The following is a 15,849-nucleotide window of genomic DNA, read 5'->3' as shown; positions in this document are numbered from 1 at the left end:
GGTTTTGGGTTGTTTGTTGGCCTGTTGGTGCCCTTGTGGGGACCGTGGGTGCGGGGCCCGGTCGGTTGGCCGGGCCCTGTGGGTGGGTGTTCAGCGGTCGCGGCGTGGTGGTGGGAGGAACGCGGCGACGCGGCCGTAGGCGCGGAGGATGCGTAGGCGTTGGATGGTGCGCATGCCTTCGCGTTCGAGGGTGGCGGCGGTGTCCCAGTGGTCCCAGGTGGCGTCCCAGCCGCCGTCGGGGCGTTGGCTCTGCTCGAAGTAGTCGAGGGTGCGGTTGATTTCGGCCTCGGTGAAGAGGGGGCGGGCGATGTGGCCTGGGTCGTTGGCGAGGTCGAGTGCGGTGTGGACGTGTTGTTGTCCGCTGGGTTTGGTGTTGACGTCGATGACGGCGCGGATCATGGCGTAGAGGCGGTTGATGGTCTGTATGGCGCGGTGCCGGTCGGGTGTGTGCTGGAGGAAGGTGCAGATGCCGACGGCTTCGTGTGGGCTGGTCCAGTGGAGGTTGTCGATGTGTTTCCAGCACCAGGCGGTGGCGAGGTCGCGCCAGGGGTGGCTGATGTGGTGTTTGTGGAGGTAGCCGGCGATGAGGGCGGTGAGGCCGAGGTCGGCGGTGTGGCCGTCCCGGTGTTGCCACCAGGGTGCGGCTTCGCTGTAGCGGACGTTGGGCAGGACCGGTGGGGTTCCGCCGTCGGGGTCGCTGACGGTGGTGAGGTAGCGGCAGATGCCGAGGCCGATGTCGGCGGGGATGGGGCCGAGTTGGTCGAGGTAGCGCAGGGCGATTTCGATGGCGGCGGGTTGGCTGGCGTGGCCGCGGAGGTCGGGGTCGAGTCCGTTGCCGTATCCGCCGTCGAGGTTGCGGTAGGCGGCGAGTGCTTGGCGGACGGGTTCGGTGGGGCCGTTCTGGAAGAGGTGGGCGAAACGGTGCCGGTCGATGAGGCGGGCGTTGCGCATGGTGAAGTGTTCCGCGGTGCGGAAGGAGTCCCAGGTCACGACGATCATGTCTTCGACGGTACGTCTGGGGTGGGGTGCGGAGAACAGCTCGGGGGGTAATCCATCCGCGATCTTTACGGTCGGTTCGGGACCGTGTGGTGTCTGCGTTTTCTGTGGCGGATGAGGTAGCCGGTCCAGGATGCGGCGATGGTGGCGGCGACGGCGAGTTGGACGGTGAGGAGGTGTTCGGGGGGGTAGATGACGCCGGTGAGGTAGTGGTCGATGAAGCCGGTGGGTGGGAGTCCTGCTTGTCCGGCTTGTTCGCGGCCCCAGGTTTCGAGGGTGGTGAGGGGGCACGTCCATCCGATGACGGTGATGCCGAGGCCGTAGAGGGCGCAGGCGATGTGGGGCCAGATGGTGCGGGGCCAGCGCCAGGCGAGGAACCCGCCGAGGGTGACGTAGGCGAGGAAGAGCAGGTGGAGAACCATGGCGGTGTCGCCGATGAGCCGGTAGACCATGTGTTCGTCCTCGGGTGGCGTTGTGTGCGGGCGCCGGTGGTGGGCCCGTCGTGGGGTCCCGTGGGCGCTGGTCGGGTTCCCTGTTTCCATTGTCGCTGTGGGTGGCTTGTCGGGCCAGGGGGTGTGTCGGCCTGTGGACGGAGGGCGCGGGGCGCCCTGGGCTGCGTGCGCCTGAGTGCGCGAACGCCTCGGGCGCGGGGGGTGTGGTCCCCCCGCGCCCGAGGCGTGGTGCGCTGCCGTGTGTGCCGCTGAGCGGTGTGCCCTCTAGACCAGGGGGCGCTCGGTCGGCGGGATGGCCACCGGCAGGGTGGTTCCGCCGGGCAGGTCGCTGCCGGTGGTGAGGAAGCGGTCGACGCCGGCGGCTGCGGAGCGGCCCTCGGCGATGGCCCACACGATCAGCGACTGGCCGCGGCCCATGTCGCCGGCGCAGTACACGCCGTCGACGCTGGTGCGGTAGTCGTTGTCGCGTACGACGTTTCCGCGCCCGTCCAGTTCGACGCCGAGCTGTTCGAGCAGGCCCTCCTTCTGGGGTCCGACGAAGCCCATGGCGAGGGTGACCAGGTCGGCGGGGATCTCGCGTTCGGTGCCCTCGACGGGCTCGAAGCCGTTGGCCCCTCGCTTGACCTCGACCAGCTTCAGCGCGCGGACGTTGCCGTCGTCGTCGCCGACGAACTCCAGGGTGTTGACGGAGTAGAGCCGCCGGCCGCCCTCTTCGTGGGCGCTGGTGACCTTGTACAGCATCGGCATGGTCGGCCAGGGCTGGTGGTCGGGCCGCTTCGCCGGGGGCTTGGGCATGATCTCCAGCTGGGTGACCGAGGCGGCGCCCTGGCGGTGGGCGGTGCCGACGCAGTCGGCTCCGGTGTCGCCGCCGCCGATGACGATGACGTGCTTGCCCTCGGCGTGGATGGGGGCGCGGTCGTAGTCGCCCTCCTGCACCTTGTTGGCCAGGGGCAGGTATTCCATTGCCTGGTAGATGCCCTTGAGTTCGCGTCCGGGTGCGGGCAGGTCGCGCCAGGCGGTGGCGCCGCCGGTCAGGACGACGGCGTCGTGGTCGGCGCGGAGCTGGTCGACGGTGATGTCGGCGCCGATGTCGGTGCCGGTGCGGAAGGTGGTGCCTTCCGCGGTCATCTGGGCGAGGCGGCGGTCGATGTGCCGCTTCTCCATCTTGAACTCGGGGATGCCGTAGCGGAGGAGGCCTCCGATGCGGTCGGCCCGTTCGTAGACGGTGACGTCGTGTCCGGCTCGGGTGAGCTGCTGGGCGGCGGCGAGTCCGGCGGGGCCGGAGCCGACGACGGCGACCTTCTTGCCGGTGCGGGTGGTGGGGGGCAGGGGCTTGACCCAGCCCTCGTCCCAGGCGCGGTCGATGATGGAGACTTCGACGTTCTTGATGGTGACGGCGGGTTGGTTGATGCCGAGCACGCAGGCGGATTCGCAGGGTGCGGGGCAGAGCCGTCCGGTGAACTCCGGGAAGTTGTTGGTGGCGTGCAGGCGTTCGATCGCCTCGGCCCAGTCGTGGGTGTGGACGAGGTTGTTCCACTCGGGGATGAGGTTGCCGAGGGGGCAGCCGTTGTGGCAGAACGGGATGCCGCAGTCCATGCAGCGTGAGGCCTGCTTGGTGACGGTGGCGCGGTCGAAGTCCTCGTACACCTCGCGCCAGTCCTGGATGCGGACGTCGACGGGGCGGTGCTTGGGGAGTTCTCGCTCGGTGGTCTTCAGGAAACCCTTGGGGTCGGCCATGGTGTTTCTCCTCCTCTCGTGTGGGCCGGCGCTCAGGACTGCGCGGAGGCCATGACGGCCTCGTTGACGTCGCGGCCGTCTCGTTCGGCCTCGGCCTGGGCGAGCAGGACCCGCTTGTAGTCGCGAGGCATGACCTTGGCGATCCGGGTGAGTGCGGTGTCGCCGTCGGCGAGGAGCCGTTCGGCGACGGCCGATCCGGTCTCGGCGTGGTGGCGGGTGAGGACGTCGGTGAGGTAGGTCCGGTCCTCGTCGGTGAGTGCGTCGATCTCGACCATCTCGGTGTTGACGCGCTCGGTGTCCAGGTCGAGGACGTAGGCGACTCCGCCGGACATGCCGGCGGCGAAGTTGCGTCCGGTGCGGCCGAGGATGACGGCGCGGCCGCCGGTCATGTACTCGCAGCCGTGGTCGCCGATGCCTTCGACGACGGCGAGGGCGCCGGAGTTGCGGACGCAGAAGCGTTCTCCGACGATGCCGCGGAGGAAGATCTCGCCGGAGGTGGCTCCGTAGGCGATGACGTTCCCGGCGATGATGTGGTCCTCGGCGACGAGTTGGGTGTCGGCGGAGGGTCGGACGACGACGCGTCCGCCGGAGAGTCCCTTGCCGACGTAGTCGTTGGCGTCGCCGGACAGGCGCAGGGTGACGCCCTTGGGCACGAAGGCGCCGAAGGACTGTCCTGCGGATCCGGTGAAGGACACGTCGATGGTGTTGTCGGGGAGGCCGTCGGCGCCGTAGCGCTTGGTGACCTCGTGGCCGAGCATGGTGCCGACGGTGCGGTTGACGTTGCGTACGGGCAGTTCGAGCTTGACGGGCCGGCCGAAGTCGAGGGCGCCTTCGCTGAGTTGGATGAGGGTGTTGTCCAGGGCCTTCTCCAGGCCGTGGTCCTGGGTGCGGCGGTGGGTGCGGTGGTCGCCGGTGCGGGGTTCGACCTCGTGGAGGATCGGTGCGAGGTCCAGGCCCTGGGCCTTCCAGTGGGTGACGGCTTCGGTGGTGTCGAGCAGGTCGACGGCGCCGATGGCCTCGTCGATGCTGCGGAAGCCGAGCTGGGCGAGGTACTCGCGGACCTCTTGGGCGATGAACTCGAAGAAGTTCACGACGTGGTCGGCCTTGCCGGAGAACCGTTCGCGTAGGGCGGGGTTCTGGGTGGCGACGCCGACGGGGCAGGTGTCGAGGTGGCAGACGCGCATCATGACGCAGCCGGAGACGACGAGGGGTGCGGTGGCGAAGCCGAATTCCTCGGCGCCGAGCAGTGCGGCGATGACGACGTCGCGTCCGGTCTTCATCTGGCCGTCGGCCTGGACGACGATGCGGTCGCGCAGGCCGTTGAGCAGGAGGGTCTGCTGGGTTTCGGCGAGGCCGAGTTCCCAGGGTGTGCCCGCGTGCTTGAGGGAGGTGAGCGGCGAGGCGCCGGTTCCTCCGTCGTGGCCGGAGATGAGGACGACGTCGGCGTGGGCCTTGGAGACGCCTGCGGCGACGGTGCCCACGCCTGCTTCGGAGACGAGCTTGACGTGGACGCGTGCGGCCGGGTTGGCGTTCTTGAGGTCGTGGATGAGCTGGGCGAGGTCTTCGATGGAGTAGATGTCGTGGTGGGGCGGCGGGGAGATGAGTCCGACGCCGGGGGTGGAGTGCCGGGTGTGGGCGATCCACGGGTAGACCTTGTGGCCGGGCAGCTGGCCGCCCTCGCCGGGCTTGGCGCCCTGGGCCATCTTGATCTGGATGTCGTCGGCGTTGCTGAGGTAGTGGGAGGTGACGCCGAAGCGGCCGGAGGCGACCTGCTTGATGGCGCTGCGCCGCAGGTCCCCGTTGGCGTCGGGGGTGAAGCGGGCGGGGTCCTCGCCGCCCTCGCCGGTGTTGGATTTGCCGCCGAGGCGGTTCATCGCGATGGCGAGGGTTTCGTGTGCCTCGGCGGAGATGGAGCCGTAGGACATGGCGCCGGTGGAGAAGCGCTTGACGATCTCGGAGACGGGCTCGACCTCGTCGATGGGGACGGGTTCGCGTACGCCCTCGCGGAGGCGGAAGAGTCCGCGCAGGGTCATGAGCTTCTCGGCCTGGTCGTCGATCTTGGAGGTGTATTCCTTGAAGATCTCGTATGTGCGGGTGCGGGTGGAGTGTTGGAGTTTGAAGACCGTCTCGGGGTTGAAGAGGTGGGGTTCGCCCTCGCGGCGCCACTGGTATTCGCCGCCGACGTCCAGGCGCCGGTGGGCGTTGGGGTTGGCGGCGTGGGCGCGGCGGTGGCGGATGGCGACCTCTTCGGCGAGGACGTCGAAGCCGACGCCGCCGAGGCGGGAGGTGGTTCCGGTGAAGCAGCGGTCGATGACGTCCTGGCCGAGGCCGAGGGCCTCGAAGATCTGGGCTCCGGTGTAGGAGCTGACCGTGGACACGCCGATCTTGGACATGACCTTGAGGACGCCCTTGCCGAACGCCTTGACGGTGTTGCGGACGGCGGTGTCGGCGTCGACGCCGCCGAGGGTGCCGCGTTCGACCATGTCGCGGACGGTGGCGAGTGCCAGGTACGGGTTGACGGCGGAGGCGCCGTAGCCGACGAGGAGCGCCACGTGGTGGCATTCGCGGATGTCGGCGGCCTCGATGAGGAGGCCGACCTCGGTGCGGGTCTTCTCGCGTACCAGGTGGTGGTGGACGGAGCCGGTGAGCAGGAGCGAGGGGACGGGTGCGCGGTCGGCGTCGGCCCGTCGGTCGCTGAGCACGAGGATGTGGGCGCCGTCGGCGATGGCCTGGGTGACCTCGGTGTTGATCTGGTCGAGGCGTGCCGAGAGGGCGTCGCCTCCGCCGTCGACGGGGTAGGTGCCGTCGATGGTGAAGGTCTTGAGTGCCGGGTTGTGGTGGCCTGCGGCGATGATGGCGGCGAGTTCGGCCTGGTCGACGACGGGTGTGGGCAGGACGAGTCGCTGGGTGTCGCCGGGTGCGGCGTCGAGGATGTTGTGTTCGGCGCCGAGGAGGGTGGACAGGCTGGTGACCATCTCTTCGCGGATGGCGTCCAGGGGCGGGTTGGTGACCTGGGCGAAGTTCTGCGAGAAGTAGTCGAAGAGCTGTCGGGAGCGGTCGGAGAGCGCGGCGACGGGTGTGTCGGTTCCCATGGAGCCGATGGGTTCGGCGCCGGTGCGGGCCATGGGGGTGAGGATGATGCGGAGTTCTTCCTCGGTGTAGCCGAACACCTGCTGGGCGAGGTTGAGTTCGGTGACGGGGACGGGGTCCGCGGCGGGGAGTTCGGCGAGGCGTAGGACGCCGGAGTCGATCCACTCCTGGTAGGGGTGTTCGGCGGCGAGTTCGGCCTTGATCTCCTCGTCCTCGATGATGCGGCCCTGGGCGGTGTCGACGACGAAGATGCGTCCGGGCTGGAGGCGTCCCTTGCGGACGACGGTGGCGGGGTCGATGTCGAGGACGCCGGCTTCGCTGGCGAGGACGACGAAGCCGTCTTCGGTGACCCAGTAGCGGCCGGGGCGCAGTCCGTTGCGGTCCAGGACGGCGCCGACGAGGGTGCCGTCGGTGAAGGACACCGAGGCGGGGCCGTCCCAGGGCTCCATGAGGGTGGAGTGGTACTCGTAGAAGGCCCGGACGGCCGGGTCCATCTCGGTGTGGTTCTCCCAGGGCTCGGGGATCATCATGAGCACTGCGTGCGGGAGGGTGCGTCCGCCGAGGTGGAGGAGTTCGAGGGCGTCGTCGAAGGACGCGGTGTCGGAGTCGTCGGGGTCGACGATGGGGAAGATGCGGTCGAGGTCGCCGGGGATGAGGTCGCTGGCGAGTTTGGCCTCGCGTGCGCGCATCATGTTGCGGTTGCCCTTGACCGTGTTGATCTCGCCGTTGTGTGCGACGTAGCGGAAGGGGTGGGCGAGCGGCCAGGACGGGAAGGTGTTGGTGGAGAACCGTGAGTGGACCAGGGCGAGGCCGGAGGTGTAGCGCCGGTCGGACAGGTCGGGGAAGAACGGTTCGAGTTGCGGGGTGGTGAGCATGCCCTTGTAGGCGATGGTGCGCGGGGACAGGCTCGGGAAGTAGACGTCGGTCTCGTGCTCGGCGCGCTTGCGGACGCAGTAGGCGTGGCGTTCGAGTTCGATGCCGGTGAGGCCCTCGGTGGGGGTGCCCTTGGTGCCGGTGATGAAGAGCTGCCCGAAGTAGGGCATGGCTTCGCGGGCGGCGGGGCCGCTGTACTGGGGTTCGAAGGGCAGTTCGCGCCAGCCGAGGAGGGTCAGGCCCTCGTCGGTGACGATGGCGTTGATGGCGTCGACGGCGGTGGCGCGTTCGGCGGCGTCGACGGGGAGGAAGCCGATGCCGGTGGCGTAGGCGCCGGTTTCGGGGAGGGTGAAGTCGCAGACCTGGGTGTAGAGCTCGTGCGGGATCTGGGTGAGGATGCCCGCGCCGTCGCCGTCGTCGGGGTCCGCTCCGCTGGCGCCTCGGTGGTCGAGGTTGCGGAGTACGGTGAGCGCTTGCTCGACGATGTTGTGGCTGCGACGGCCGGTGAGGTCGGCGACGAAGCCCACACCGCAGGCGTCGTGCTCGAAGGTGGGGTCGTACAGGCCCTGGGAAGTGGATTCTGCGTTCGTTCGGACGGACGAACGTCGCACCTGAGCAGCGGGCATCTACCCTCCCTGTCGTCTTTTGTCGGCTTCGTGAAAAGCGCATCTGGGACGACATTGGCCCTGCTGCGTGCGGATGGAGTTGTGTTGCCGCGGAGGCGGCGGTTCCCGGCTGTGGGTGCCGTGCCCGCTACCGTTGTGCGGCCACGTCCTCGTGGTCGCCGGTGGCGGTCGGGTCGCCCGTTGCGGGCAGGTTCTCTTATACATGCTGGTCCAGCCGCGATGCGAATCGCAGGTCTAGACCAAATGGCGCTGCGGTGCGCCGTTGGTCGCGGTTCGCTCCCCCTGGGGGGCGGTGCTGTCCCTCTCGGTTGTTCCCGATGAGGGCTGGCCTAGCCGGTTTTTCCACGAGGGAACCCCGCTAAACCTCCCAAAGTGGATAAAACACCGACTGTGGGTCGGCGTTCCACCGCAGGATCGCATGACGTCGCGCGCCGCTGACCCACATTACCCCGGTGTTAACCCACCTCCCAAGGGGGCCCGGGCCCCGCGGGGGAGTGATATCTCCCTCACCCGTGTTCAGGCACTCTGACCTGCGCGGCCACGGCCACCCGCCGACCCGTGGGACGATCGGTGGATGGCAGGCCACCCGACTTCCCCCGGCCCGGACGAGCACTGTTCCGCGCCCTCCGACCACACCACCCGAGCCTCTGGCGTCACGGTTTCGGGCACCTCCGCCGCGCACCCGCCCGGCGGTGCCCCGCCGCTACCCGCGGACGCGTACCGGCTGGTGCACGAGTACGGCGTGAACGCGCCCCGGCCGCTCCGGGTCCTCGCACTGCTCGCGAACGGCCGGTGGTGGAGCACCGACGACCTGGTGCAGGCCACGGGTGTGGCCTACACGCTGGTGTCGTCCCTGCTCAAGGAGCTGGTCGAGGCGGGTGAGCTCGTCACCGAGAGCGGAGGCCGCCAGGGCCGCGTGCGCCTGGTGCGGCCCGCCGACTACGCCGGCGCGGCCTCCGACGACCTCGCCGACCCCGTCGCCCACCTCCTGCCCCGGTACGCCCGCGCCAGGGCCGAGCTGACGCGCGCCGTCGCCGAGGGGCCCGCCTCCGACCTGGACCTGGACCACGTCACCGCGACCGCCGAGACGGCGCTGCGCCGGGCCCTGTTCCTGGCCACGCGGTTCGACCTCCACGACCGGGTGCTGCTGTGTGTGGGAGACCACGACCTGACCTCGATCGCGCTGACGCTCGTGTGCCCCGGGGCCCGTGCGGAGGTCGTCGACATCGACGAGCGCGTGCTGGCCCACATCGACGCACTGGCCGCCAGGCTGGACCTGAGAGTGCGCACGCACACGGCCGACCTGCGGCTCGGGCTGCCGCCCACGGTGCGCGGGGTCGCGGACGTGGTGTTCACCGATCCGCCGTACACCGCCGACGGGGTGGAACTGTTCGTGCGCCGAGGTGTGGAGGGGATGGCCGACCCCCGCCGGGGACGGGTCCTGGTGGCCTACGGCGCCAGCGAGACCACCCCGAAGCTGGCGGCCACCACCCAGTCGCGGCTGGCCCGCATGGACCTGCTGTTCGAGGCGGTCTGGCCGGACTTCAACCGTTACCACGGCGCGGAGTCGATCGGGGCCGCCTCCGACCTCTACGTGCTCCGGCCCCTCGCGCGGACCCTGCCGCCGCCCTCGGGCGACGCGGCCCGGGTGTACAGCCAGGGTGTGAACGCCAAGGAGGCCCGTGGCGGGCTCGACGCGGAGCGCGCCCGCGCCGTGCTCGCCCGTGTCCGCGAGGACACGGGCGAAGGACGCGGGGAGGACGGACCCGCGGGCGTCGCGGGCGCGGAGCCGGCTCTGGTGGGCGAGTGGCCCGCCGAGGTGTCGGGGTCGGGCAGGGTGCGGCTGTCCACCTGGATGGAGGCGCCCGCTCCCGGGGGCCGCTGCGCCGTCCTGAACCTGACCGGCGGGTGGGAACGGCTGGCGGCCCGCGCGGCGCTGGCCTCGCCCGCTGACACCGTGTACGCCCTGGTCCCCTCGTCGGCGGCGTGCGTGCGCGACGCCGCGGGCCAGCGGGGGCTGCGTGCCCTGGTGGAGCCCCGGTTCCGGGTGCGGTTCCTGCGCGGGTTCGGTGCCGACGACCTGACCGCGGTACGCCTGACCCGGAGTGCGCTCTCCCGGGGCGACGCGGCTCCGGCGGGCCCGGCCGGGACGGGCCCCGGGGCGGCGGAGGCGGTGGGCGCGGACGCCTCCGAGGGTTTGGAGGCCGCTGTCGACCTCCTCCTGGTCCACGTGCAGGAGCGTGCGCACGGAACGCTCACCGCCACTCTGAGGGCCGGGCTCGTCGAGGTGTGTGCGTGGAGGGGCCGTCCGGTCAACAAGCGCACCGCGCGCCAGGCTGTGTCCACCGCGCCGTGGTGGCTGTCCGGGCACTCCCTGCTCGACCTGCCCGAGCACCGCTTCGCGGAGCTGCGGGGCGTGGCCGCCGCCCTGCTCGCCCAGGTGTAGTGCCGCTCCCCGGGTGAGCCCCGGGGAGGGTGGGGTGCCGCAACGGGGAGGGGCCCGGAGGACGTGTCCTCCGGGCCCCTCCTTGCGCGGTTCAGCCGATGCCGTCGGTTCCCGCCGGGTCCTGGACGGTCCCGTCCGTGCCCGCGGGGTCCTGGACGGTGCCGTCGGTTCCCGCCGGGTCCTGCACCACGCCGTCGGTCCCGGCCGGTTCCTCCACGGTCCCGTCCTGCGTACCGGTGTCGGTTCCGGCGCCGGAGTCGTCCAGCTGGACCATCCGGCGGTAGAGCGGGTCGCGGAAGTTCGCCAGGGCCACGAGGGGGCCGGAGAGGCTGACCCTCTCCTCGACCGAGTCCGATCCGGTGGGCTGGACCCAGACCACGACCAGGTAGTGGCCGCTGACGATCGCGTCGCTGGCGCTGTAGCCCTGCCCCAGGCGGTCGAACGGGTCGGCGCCGGAGGGCGGCAGTACGAAACCGGTGTTCTCTGTCGGGGCGCCGTCCTCGTCGGTCTCCCCGCCGCCCGCGGCCTCCTCGGGCGGGTTCATGGCGGCGGCGACGGCCCGGCTGCCCTCGACGTCGGCGAGGTTGAACACGGCCGTCACGCCGAAGTAGGTCTCGGACACGTAGGTGGCGCGGCCGGCCTGGGTGCAGTCGGCGTCGGCCAGGGCGGCCTGGATCTGCTCCCCCCACACGGCGGCGGAGCAGTCCTCGTTCAGGTCGGCGTCGCGGAGCACGAAGTCGATCTCCTGGCTGGAGATCTCCGCGTTACGGCTCTCGAACAGCTCGCCCGCGTTGAGGGCGCGGCTGTCGGTTTCCCGGGAGGCCAGTACGTCGTTCATGCGGCCCGTGTCGATCACCCTGTACGCGACGGGGCGGGTCTGCTGGGCGGCCTGGTCGGCTCCGTCGTCGTCTCCGAGGCCCAGGTACACCACGGTGCCCAGGACCGCCAGGGCCACGACGGCCACTCCGGCCACCACGAGGAGGGGGCGGCCTCGACGTCCTGCGGACTCCTGCTTCCTGCGGCCTCCGGCCCGGCGGCGCCCACCCGTGCGGGAGTACCGCTCCGCCGACACCTCGTCGGACTCGCTGTTTTTCCTCCGGCGTCCGGCAGGACCGGACGCCGGCGGTTCAGAAGGGGACACCCAGTGGACCTTTCCTCGGATGCGGGCCGGCCACGCGCACGTGGCCGACCCGGTTCGCTTGGGGAGAGGGGCGGAAGCACCCCGCCCCGCACGACCCTGGCGGAAGGGTCGATCTGTCCGAGATCCTATCGGGGTGTCCGACAGGGCTGGACAGGCCTACTCCTCGGCCTGCTCCACCTCGACGACCTCCTCGTAGACGAAGCGCGCGGCGTTCATGGAGGCCACGCTCAGCGTCGCCATGTCGGCGTTGTCGTCGGGTTCGGCACCGTCGGTGTCGGCGACCCAGAACACGGCCAGGTAGTGGCCCATGACCTGGGAGTTGGCCTGGCTGTAACCCTCTTGGAGGCCGGGGATGTCGTTGCCGTTCTGCGTGAGCAGGAATCCGGCGCCGTTCTCCGCGTTGGTCGGGTCCAGGGAGTCCGCGACCTCGGTGGCCTCGTCGACGTTGGCCAGGTCGAAGACCGTGACCTGGGCGATGTGCTCCTCGTCGGCGTCGGTGTACACACCGGTGGCCGCCTGGATGCAGTTCGCGTCGATCAGGGACTGGCCCACGTCCTCACCCCACACGAGTGACGTGCAGGAGTCGGTGACGCTGCTCTGGCGCAGCTCCAGCGTCATGTCGTCCAGCCCGATCTCGTCGACCGAGCCGAACACGGATTCCTCCGTCATCGGTTCGGCGTCCTCGGGGCGCTGTTCGATGGCGCCGAACACGTCCTCCCGGTTGGGCTCGGACAGGTACAGCTCCGGTGTGAGGGTGCTGTGTCCCTCGGGTGGTGCCACGACCGTGTCGTCGCCGCTCAGGACGGTGCCCCCCGATCCGGTGAAGAGCTGGAAGGACAGCAGTCCGAGGAGGGTGACCAGAGCGATGCTGAATGCTCCCAGCAGTGCGCCCAGGACGGCGGTGCCGCGCTTGCGCTTGCTCTGCTCCGCGAGGGTGTAGACGATCTGGTTGGGCCGGTCGCCCAGGACCGAGACCTTCTTGATCGCGGAGGCCGAGAAGGCCGAGACCTTGCCGACCCCGCCGCGCTTGGCGCCGGACGCCTTGCGCCGCGACGGTCCGGCCGCGGACGCGCCGCGCCCCTTGCGGCGGCGGGAGGAGCGCCGGGTGCCGGTGGCCTCCTCCGCGGCGTGCGCGCCGCCCTCGTCCTCGTCCTCGTAGCCGTCGTGGTCGTCGTACCCCTCGTCGTCACCGGCCCGGTCGGCGGTGTCGTCGGAGGGCGTGGTGGTGTGGCCGTACTCCGCGGAGAAGTCCTCCTCGGGGTCATAGTCGTGCTCGTGGCCCTCGTCGTGGCCGTAGTCGTCGGCGTGGTCCTCGGTGTAGGCCTGGTCGGCGCGGCGTGAACCGCCTCGGCGACCCCTGCGGCCGTACCCGGACTCAGCTCTGCTCACGGTCTTTCTCAATCGTCAACCCGTGGTCTGCTCGAAAGGTGCAGGGCGTTCTCCGCTCCGCGGTCGGACACGGCCGACGCGCGTGGGAGCCCTGCTCTACTCGGGCTTCGCCCCGGAATCGGTTCCCGTGTCTCCGGCGTCGTTCTCGGTCGAGCCCTCGGTACTAGATCGCTCAGGGCTCGGGTGGTATTCCGTGCCCGCCTCCTCTGAGCTGCCCGTTTGTGTTCCGAGCGCCGATTCCTCGCTGTCCACGGCGCTGTAGACGGTGCTCTCGTCGGCAACCTCACTGCCGGCTGTGGCGCCGAACACCTGGGTGCCGGCGTCGTGTCCGTGGGGGAGGACGGCGGTGGAGAAGGAGTCGATGCGGCGTCCCGCCCACACGAAGTAGGCGAGCGCGCCGAGGAGGACGACGATGGAGGTCCAGTTGTTCAGGCGCATGCCCAGGAAGTCGTTGGCGGGGTCCACGCGCAGGTACTCGATCCAGAACCGGCCCGCGCAGTAGCCCATGACGTAGAGGGCGAAGAGCCGGCCGCCCTGGAGGGAGCCCTCGAAGCGGCGTCCGGCCCAGGCCAGGAGGACGGCCAGGAGCAGGCACCACAGGGACTCGTAGAGGAACGTGGGGTGGTAGGTGGTGACGCCGAACTCCATCCCGGGGCGCAGGTGGCCCTCGGGGTAGGGGAGGATCTCCACGGCCCAGGGCACGTCCGTGGGCGCCCCGAACAGTTCCTGGTTGAAGTAGTTGCCCCAGCGGCCGATGGCCTGGGCGAGGGGGATGGTGGGCGCGATGGCGAACGAGAGCTTGGACATGGACAGCCCGCGCTTGCGCGCCACCAGCCACACGCCGACGGCGCCCAGGGGTACGGCGCCCCAGATGCCCAGGCCCCCCTCCCACACGTACAGGGCGCGGATGGGTTCGCGCCCCTCGCCGAAGTACAGCTGGGCGTCGCTGATGACGTGGTAGAGGCGGCCACCGATCAGGCCCAGGATCACGGCCCAGACCGCCATGTCCATGACGGTGCCCTTCTCACCGCCCATGGCTGCCCAGCGGCGTTCGCTCCAGACCACCGCGACGATGACGCCCGCGAGGATGCACAGTGCGTAGAAGTGGATCTGGAGGGGGCCGATCGGGATCGCGTTGATCTGCGGGCTGGGGATGGCCGCGAGGGCGCGGCCGAGTTCGGCCGCGCCCTCAGAAGCTGTCGACGACAGTGTCACTGCTCTGCTCTCGGGTTCGCCCCGCGTGCGGGGGGTGTTGTCAGGGGTGCTACTCCGCGCCACCCCCGTCACCCATCGGCTGGGTGTCGACCTCACCGGCGTCCGCCGAGGCGATCGCCTCGTTGAGGCCCCTGACCGTCATGGCGGTGTTGTTGTCGAGCAACTCGCCGTTGATGTACACGGAAGGCGTGCCGCGGAACGTGTTGTCTCCGCTGTAGCGAGTGTAAGCCGTTCCCGTGGCGGTGATGATCTCGCCCGTGTAGGTGCCGTCGAGGAATCCGGGGTCGTGCCCGTTGTCGGCTCCCCAGGCGATCAGGTCGGACAGGACCATGGTGCCCAGGGTCTCCTCGCCGATCTCGGCCATGGCGTCCTCGGTGAGGGCGGGCAGGTAGTCCTCGGTGAAGGTGGTGACGACGGCCGCCTCCTCGTCGATCCGCTGGTCGAACTCGCCCTCCTGCTCGGCGGAGGCGTCGGTCTGGCGGTACCAGTCCTTGAGTTCGTCGACGGTGAACCCCTCGTTGCCCTCGGTGGGCTGGTTCTCGAAGAGGATGTCGTTGTACTGGACGAAGTAGCCGTGCTGGGCTGCGGCGCGGGCTGCGGCGCCGGCCCGCAGCGAGTTGCTGCTGATGGGCACGGGTTGCTGGGCGAAGATGCTCACCGGCCGGTAGTGCACGATGGCCTCGCCGTCGGCGGCGCTCTGCTTGAGGACGCCGCCGTTGAGCAGTTCGAACTGGCGGCAGGCGGGGCACTGGAAGTCGGCGTAGACCTCGACGACGGGTGCCTGGACGCCCTCCTGGGCGAGGACGACGCTGCCGTCCTCCTGGAGGGTCTGGGGCGGGAGGGCCCCCTCGAACCCGGCGTCGCGGCGGTCGGCGTTGAGTACGGCGAACCCGATGCCGACGATCAGGACGATGACGGCGGCGGCGGCGCCGAGGACGATGAGCGTCTTGGTGCGCTTGGCGGTCTTCTTCTCCCGTTCCCGCTGTTCCTTGAGTTTCTCGCGGGAGCGCTTGCGCGCTTCACTCCCCATGCTTTCCCCTGTTTCTACTGCTGGAGGTGGTCGACCGTGGTGGGTTCCGGGGTCATCGGAACAGTCCGATGGCGCGGTCGAGGGCGAAGGGTGACCGGGGCCAGACCGCGATGACGGCGCCCATGGCGGCGAAGGCGATGTCGCGGGCGATGGAGAGCCCGTAGGTGGTCTCCCCCGGGTCGACCTGCCCGCCGCCGCCGAAGCAGCCGCAGTCGATGTTGAGGCCCCTGGCCATGGCGGAGACGATCCCGGCGATGAAGAGGACCATGAGGATCGCGCTGACGGCTCCGACGTAGCGGGTGGCGAGTCCGGCGAGGAGGAGGACGGCCAGGGCGAGTTCGAAGAGGGGGAGCGTGTAGCCGATGAGCATGGCGATCTCGTCGGGGAAGAGGTCGTAGGCCTCGACCGCCTGGACGGAGAGCGCGGGCGGGAACTTGGAGACGGCGGCGAAGACGAGGACGGCCGCGAGGCCTACCCGGCAGGCGAGGGTGAGCCAGGGTTGGACGGCCTCCCAGCGGGATCGGGGGGCTGCGAGGGTGGTGGGGGATTCGTCGGGTGTGTCCATCGCGTCGGCCTTCAGGGAGTAGGGGGCTCTGTGTCGCTTTCGGTGTCTGCTCCGTTGCTCTACGTGTCGCGTCACATCCTACTGACTGTGGTGAGTCCGTGACGCTGCGCCCGGATCCGGAGGGCGGCGTCGGGCAGCCGAGGGAGCGCGGCACCGCCATCACACCACCGACGCGGCCTCCGGGAGAGTGTTTCCGGGGTCCCGGAGTGGGCCTCTCACCCGATTCTCACCCTCTTAACCCTGCTTTTGACCAGGCGCGAAGAGCGGTGGGCCGCCCCCGTCAGGGGGC

10 protein-coding genes are annotated in these 15,849 nt (G+C 70.2%); 1 reads left to right on the top strand and 9 read right to left on the bottom strand.

What is annotated here, in order from left to right; translation table 11 throughout:
• Positions 1 to 90: 90 nt before the first annotated feature.
• The 4 genes from ACFWTE_RS01245 to gltB form a co-directional block, all read right to left on the bottom strand.
• Positions 91 to 990, bottom strand: a complete 900-nt coding sequence (locus ACFWTE_RS01245) for a prenyltransferase (protein WP_378776975.1) — start codon at positions 988 to 990, stop codon at positions 91 to 93.
• 74 nt (positions 991 to 1,064) lie between these two features.
• Positions 1,065 to 1,448, bottom strand: coding sequence for a DUF2784 domain-containing protein (locus ACFWTE_RS01240; RefSeq protein WP_378776719.1), 384 nt, complete (start codon positions 1,446 to 1,448; stop codon positions 1,065 to 1,067).
• A gap of 264 nt (positions 1,449 to 1,712) precedes the next feature.
• On the bottom strand, positions 1,713 to 3,185 hold the full coding sequence (locus ACFWTE_RS01235; RefSeq protein WP_378776717.1) for a glutamate synthase subunit beta: 1,473 nt from the start codon (positions 3,183 to 3,185) through the stop codon (positions 1,713 to 1,715).
• Positions 3,186 to 3,217: 32 nt separating this feature from the next.
• Positions 3,218 to 7,774, bottom strand: a complete 4,557-nt coding sequence (gene gltB / locus ACFWTE_RS01230) for a glutamate synthase large subunit (RefSeq protein ID WP_378776715.1) — start codon at positions 7,772 to 7,774, stop codon at positions 3,218 to 3,220.
• A 574-nt stretch (positions 7,775 to 8,348) separates the two neighbouring features.
• Here gltB and ACFWTE_RS01225 point away from each other — a divergent pair.
• Positions 8,349 to 10,220: a bis-aminopropyl spermidine synthase family protein gene (locus ACFWTE_RS01225; RefSeq protein ID WP_378776713.1), complete on the top strand. Its 1,872-nt coding sequence runs from the start codon at positions 8,349 to 8,351 to the stop codon at positions 10,218 to 10,220.
• 91 nt (positions 10,221 to 10,311) lie between these two features.
• On the opposite strand, the gene ACFWTE_RS01220 is transcribed toward ACFWTE_RS01225, so the two are convergent.
• From ACFWTE_RS01220 to ACFWTE_RS01200, 5 genes are all read right to left on the bottom strand, one after another.
• On the bottom strand, positions 10,312 to 11,361 hold the full coding sequence (locus tag ACFWTE_RS01220) for a hypothetical protein (RefSeq protein WP_378776711.1): 1,050 nt from the start codon (positions 11,359 to 11,361) through the stop codon (positions 10,312 to 10,314).
• Between the two features lie 156 nt (positions 11,362 to 11,517).
• A complete protein-coding gene (locus tag ACFWTE_RS01215) occupies positions 11,518 to 12,750 on the bottom strand; it encodes a hypothetical protein (RefSeq protein ID WP_378776709.1) in 1,233 nt (410 codons plus the stop codon).
• A 96-nt stretch (positions 12,751 to 12,846) separates the two neighbouring features.
• On the bottom strand, positions 12,847 to 13,959 hold the full coding sequence (lgt, locus tag ACFWTE_RS01210) for a prolipoprotein diacylglyceryl transferase (RefSeq protein WP_378776973.1): 1,113 nt from the start codon (positions 13,957 to 13,959) through the stop codon (positions 12,847 to 12,849).
• Positions 13,960 to 14,014: 55 nt separating this feature from the next.
• The gene (locus ACFWTE_RS01205; RefSeq protein ID WP_378776707.1) at positions 14,015 to 14,995 is read right to left on the bottom strand and encodes a DsbA family protein; all 981 of its coding nucleotides are present in this window, start codon (positions 14,993 to 14,995) and stop codon (positions 14,015 to 14,017) included.
• Between the two features lie 52 nt (positions 14,996 to 15,047).
• Positions 15,048 to 15,560, bottom strand: coding sequence for a MauE/DoxX family redox-associated membrane protein (locus ACFWTE_RS01200; RefSeq protein WP_378776705.1), 513 nt, complete (start codon positions 15,558 to 15,560; stop codon positions 15,048 to 15,050).
• Between the last annotated feature and the right edge of the window lie 289 nt (positions 15,561 to 15,849).

It is taken from the genome of Nocardiopsis sp. NPDC058631 (genome assembly GCF_042716955.1).
Lineage (GTDB): Bacteria > Actinomycetota > Actinomycetes > Streptosporangiales > Streptosporangiaceae > Nocardiopsis.
The sequence above is the reverse complement of the archived record's forward strand: the minus strand, read 5'-3'. Positions and strand labels throughout refer to the sequence as shown.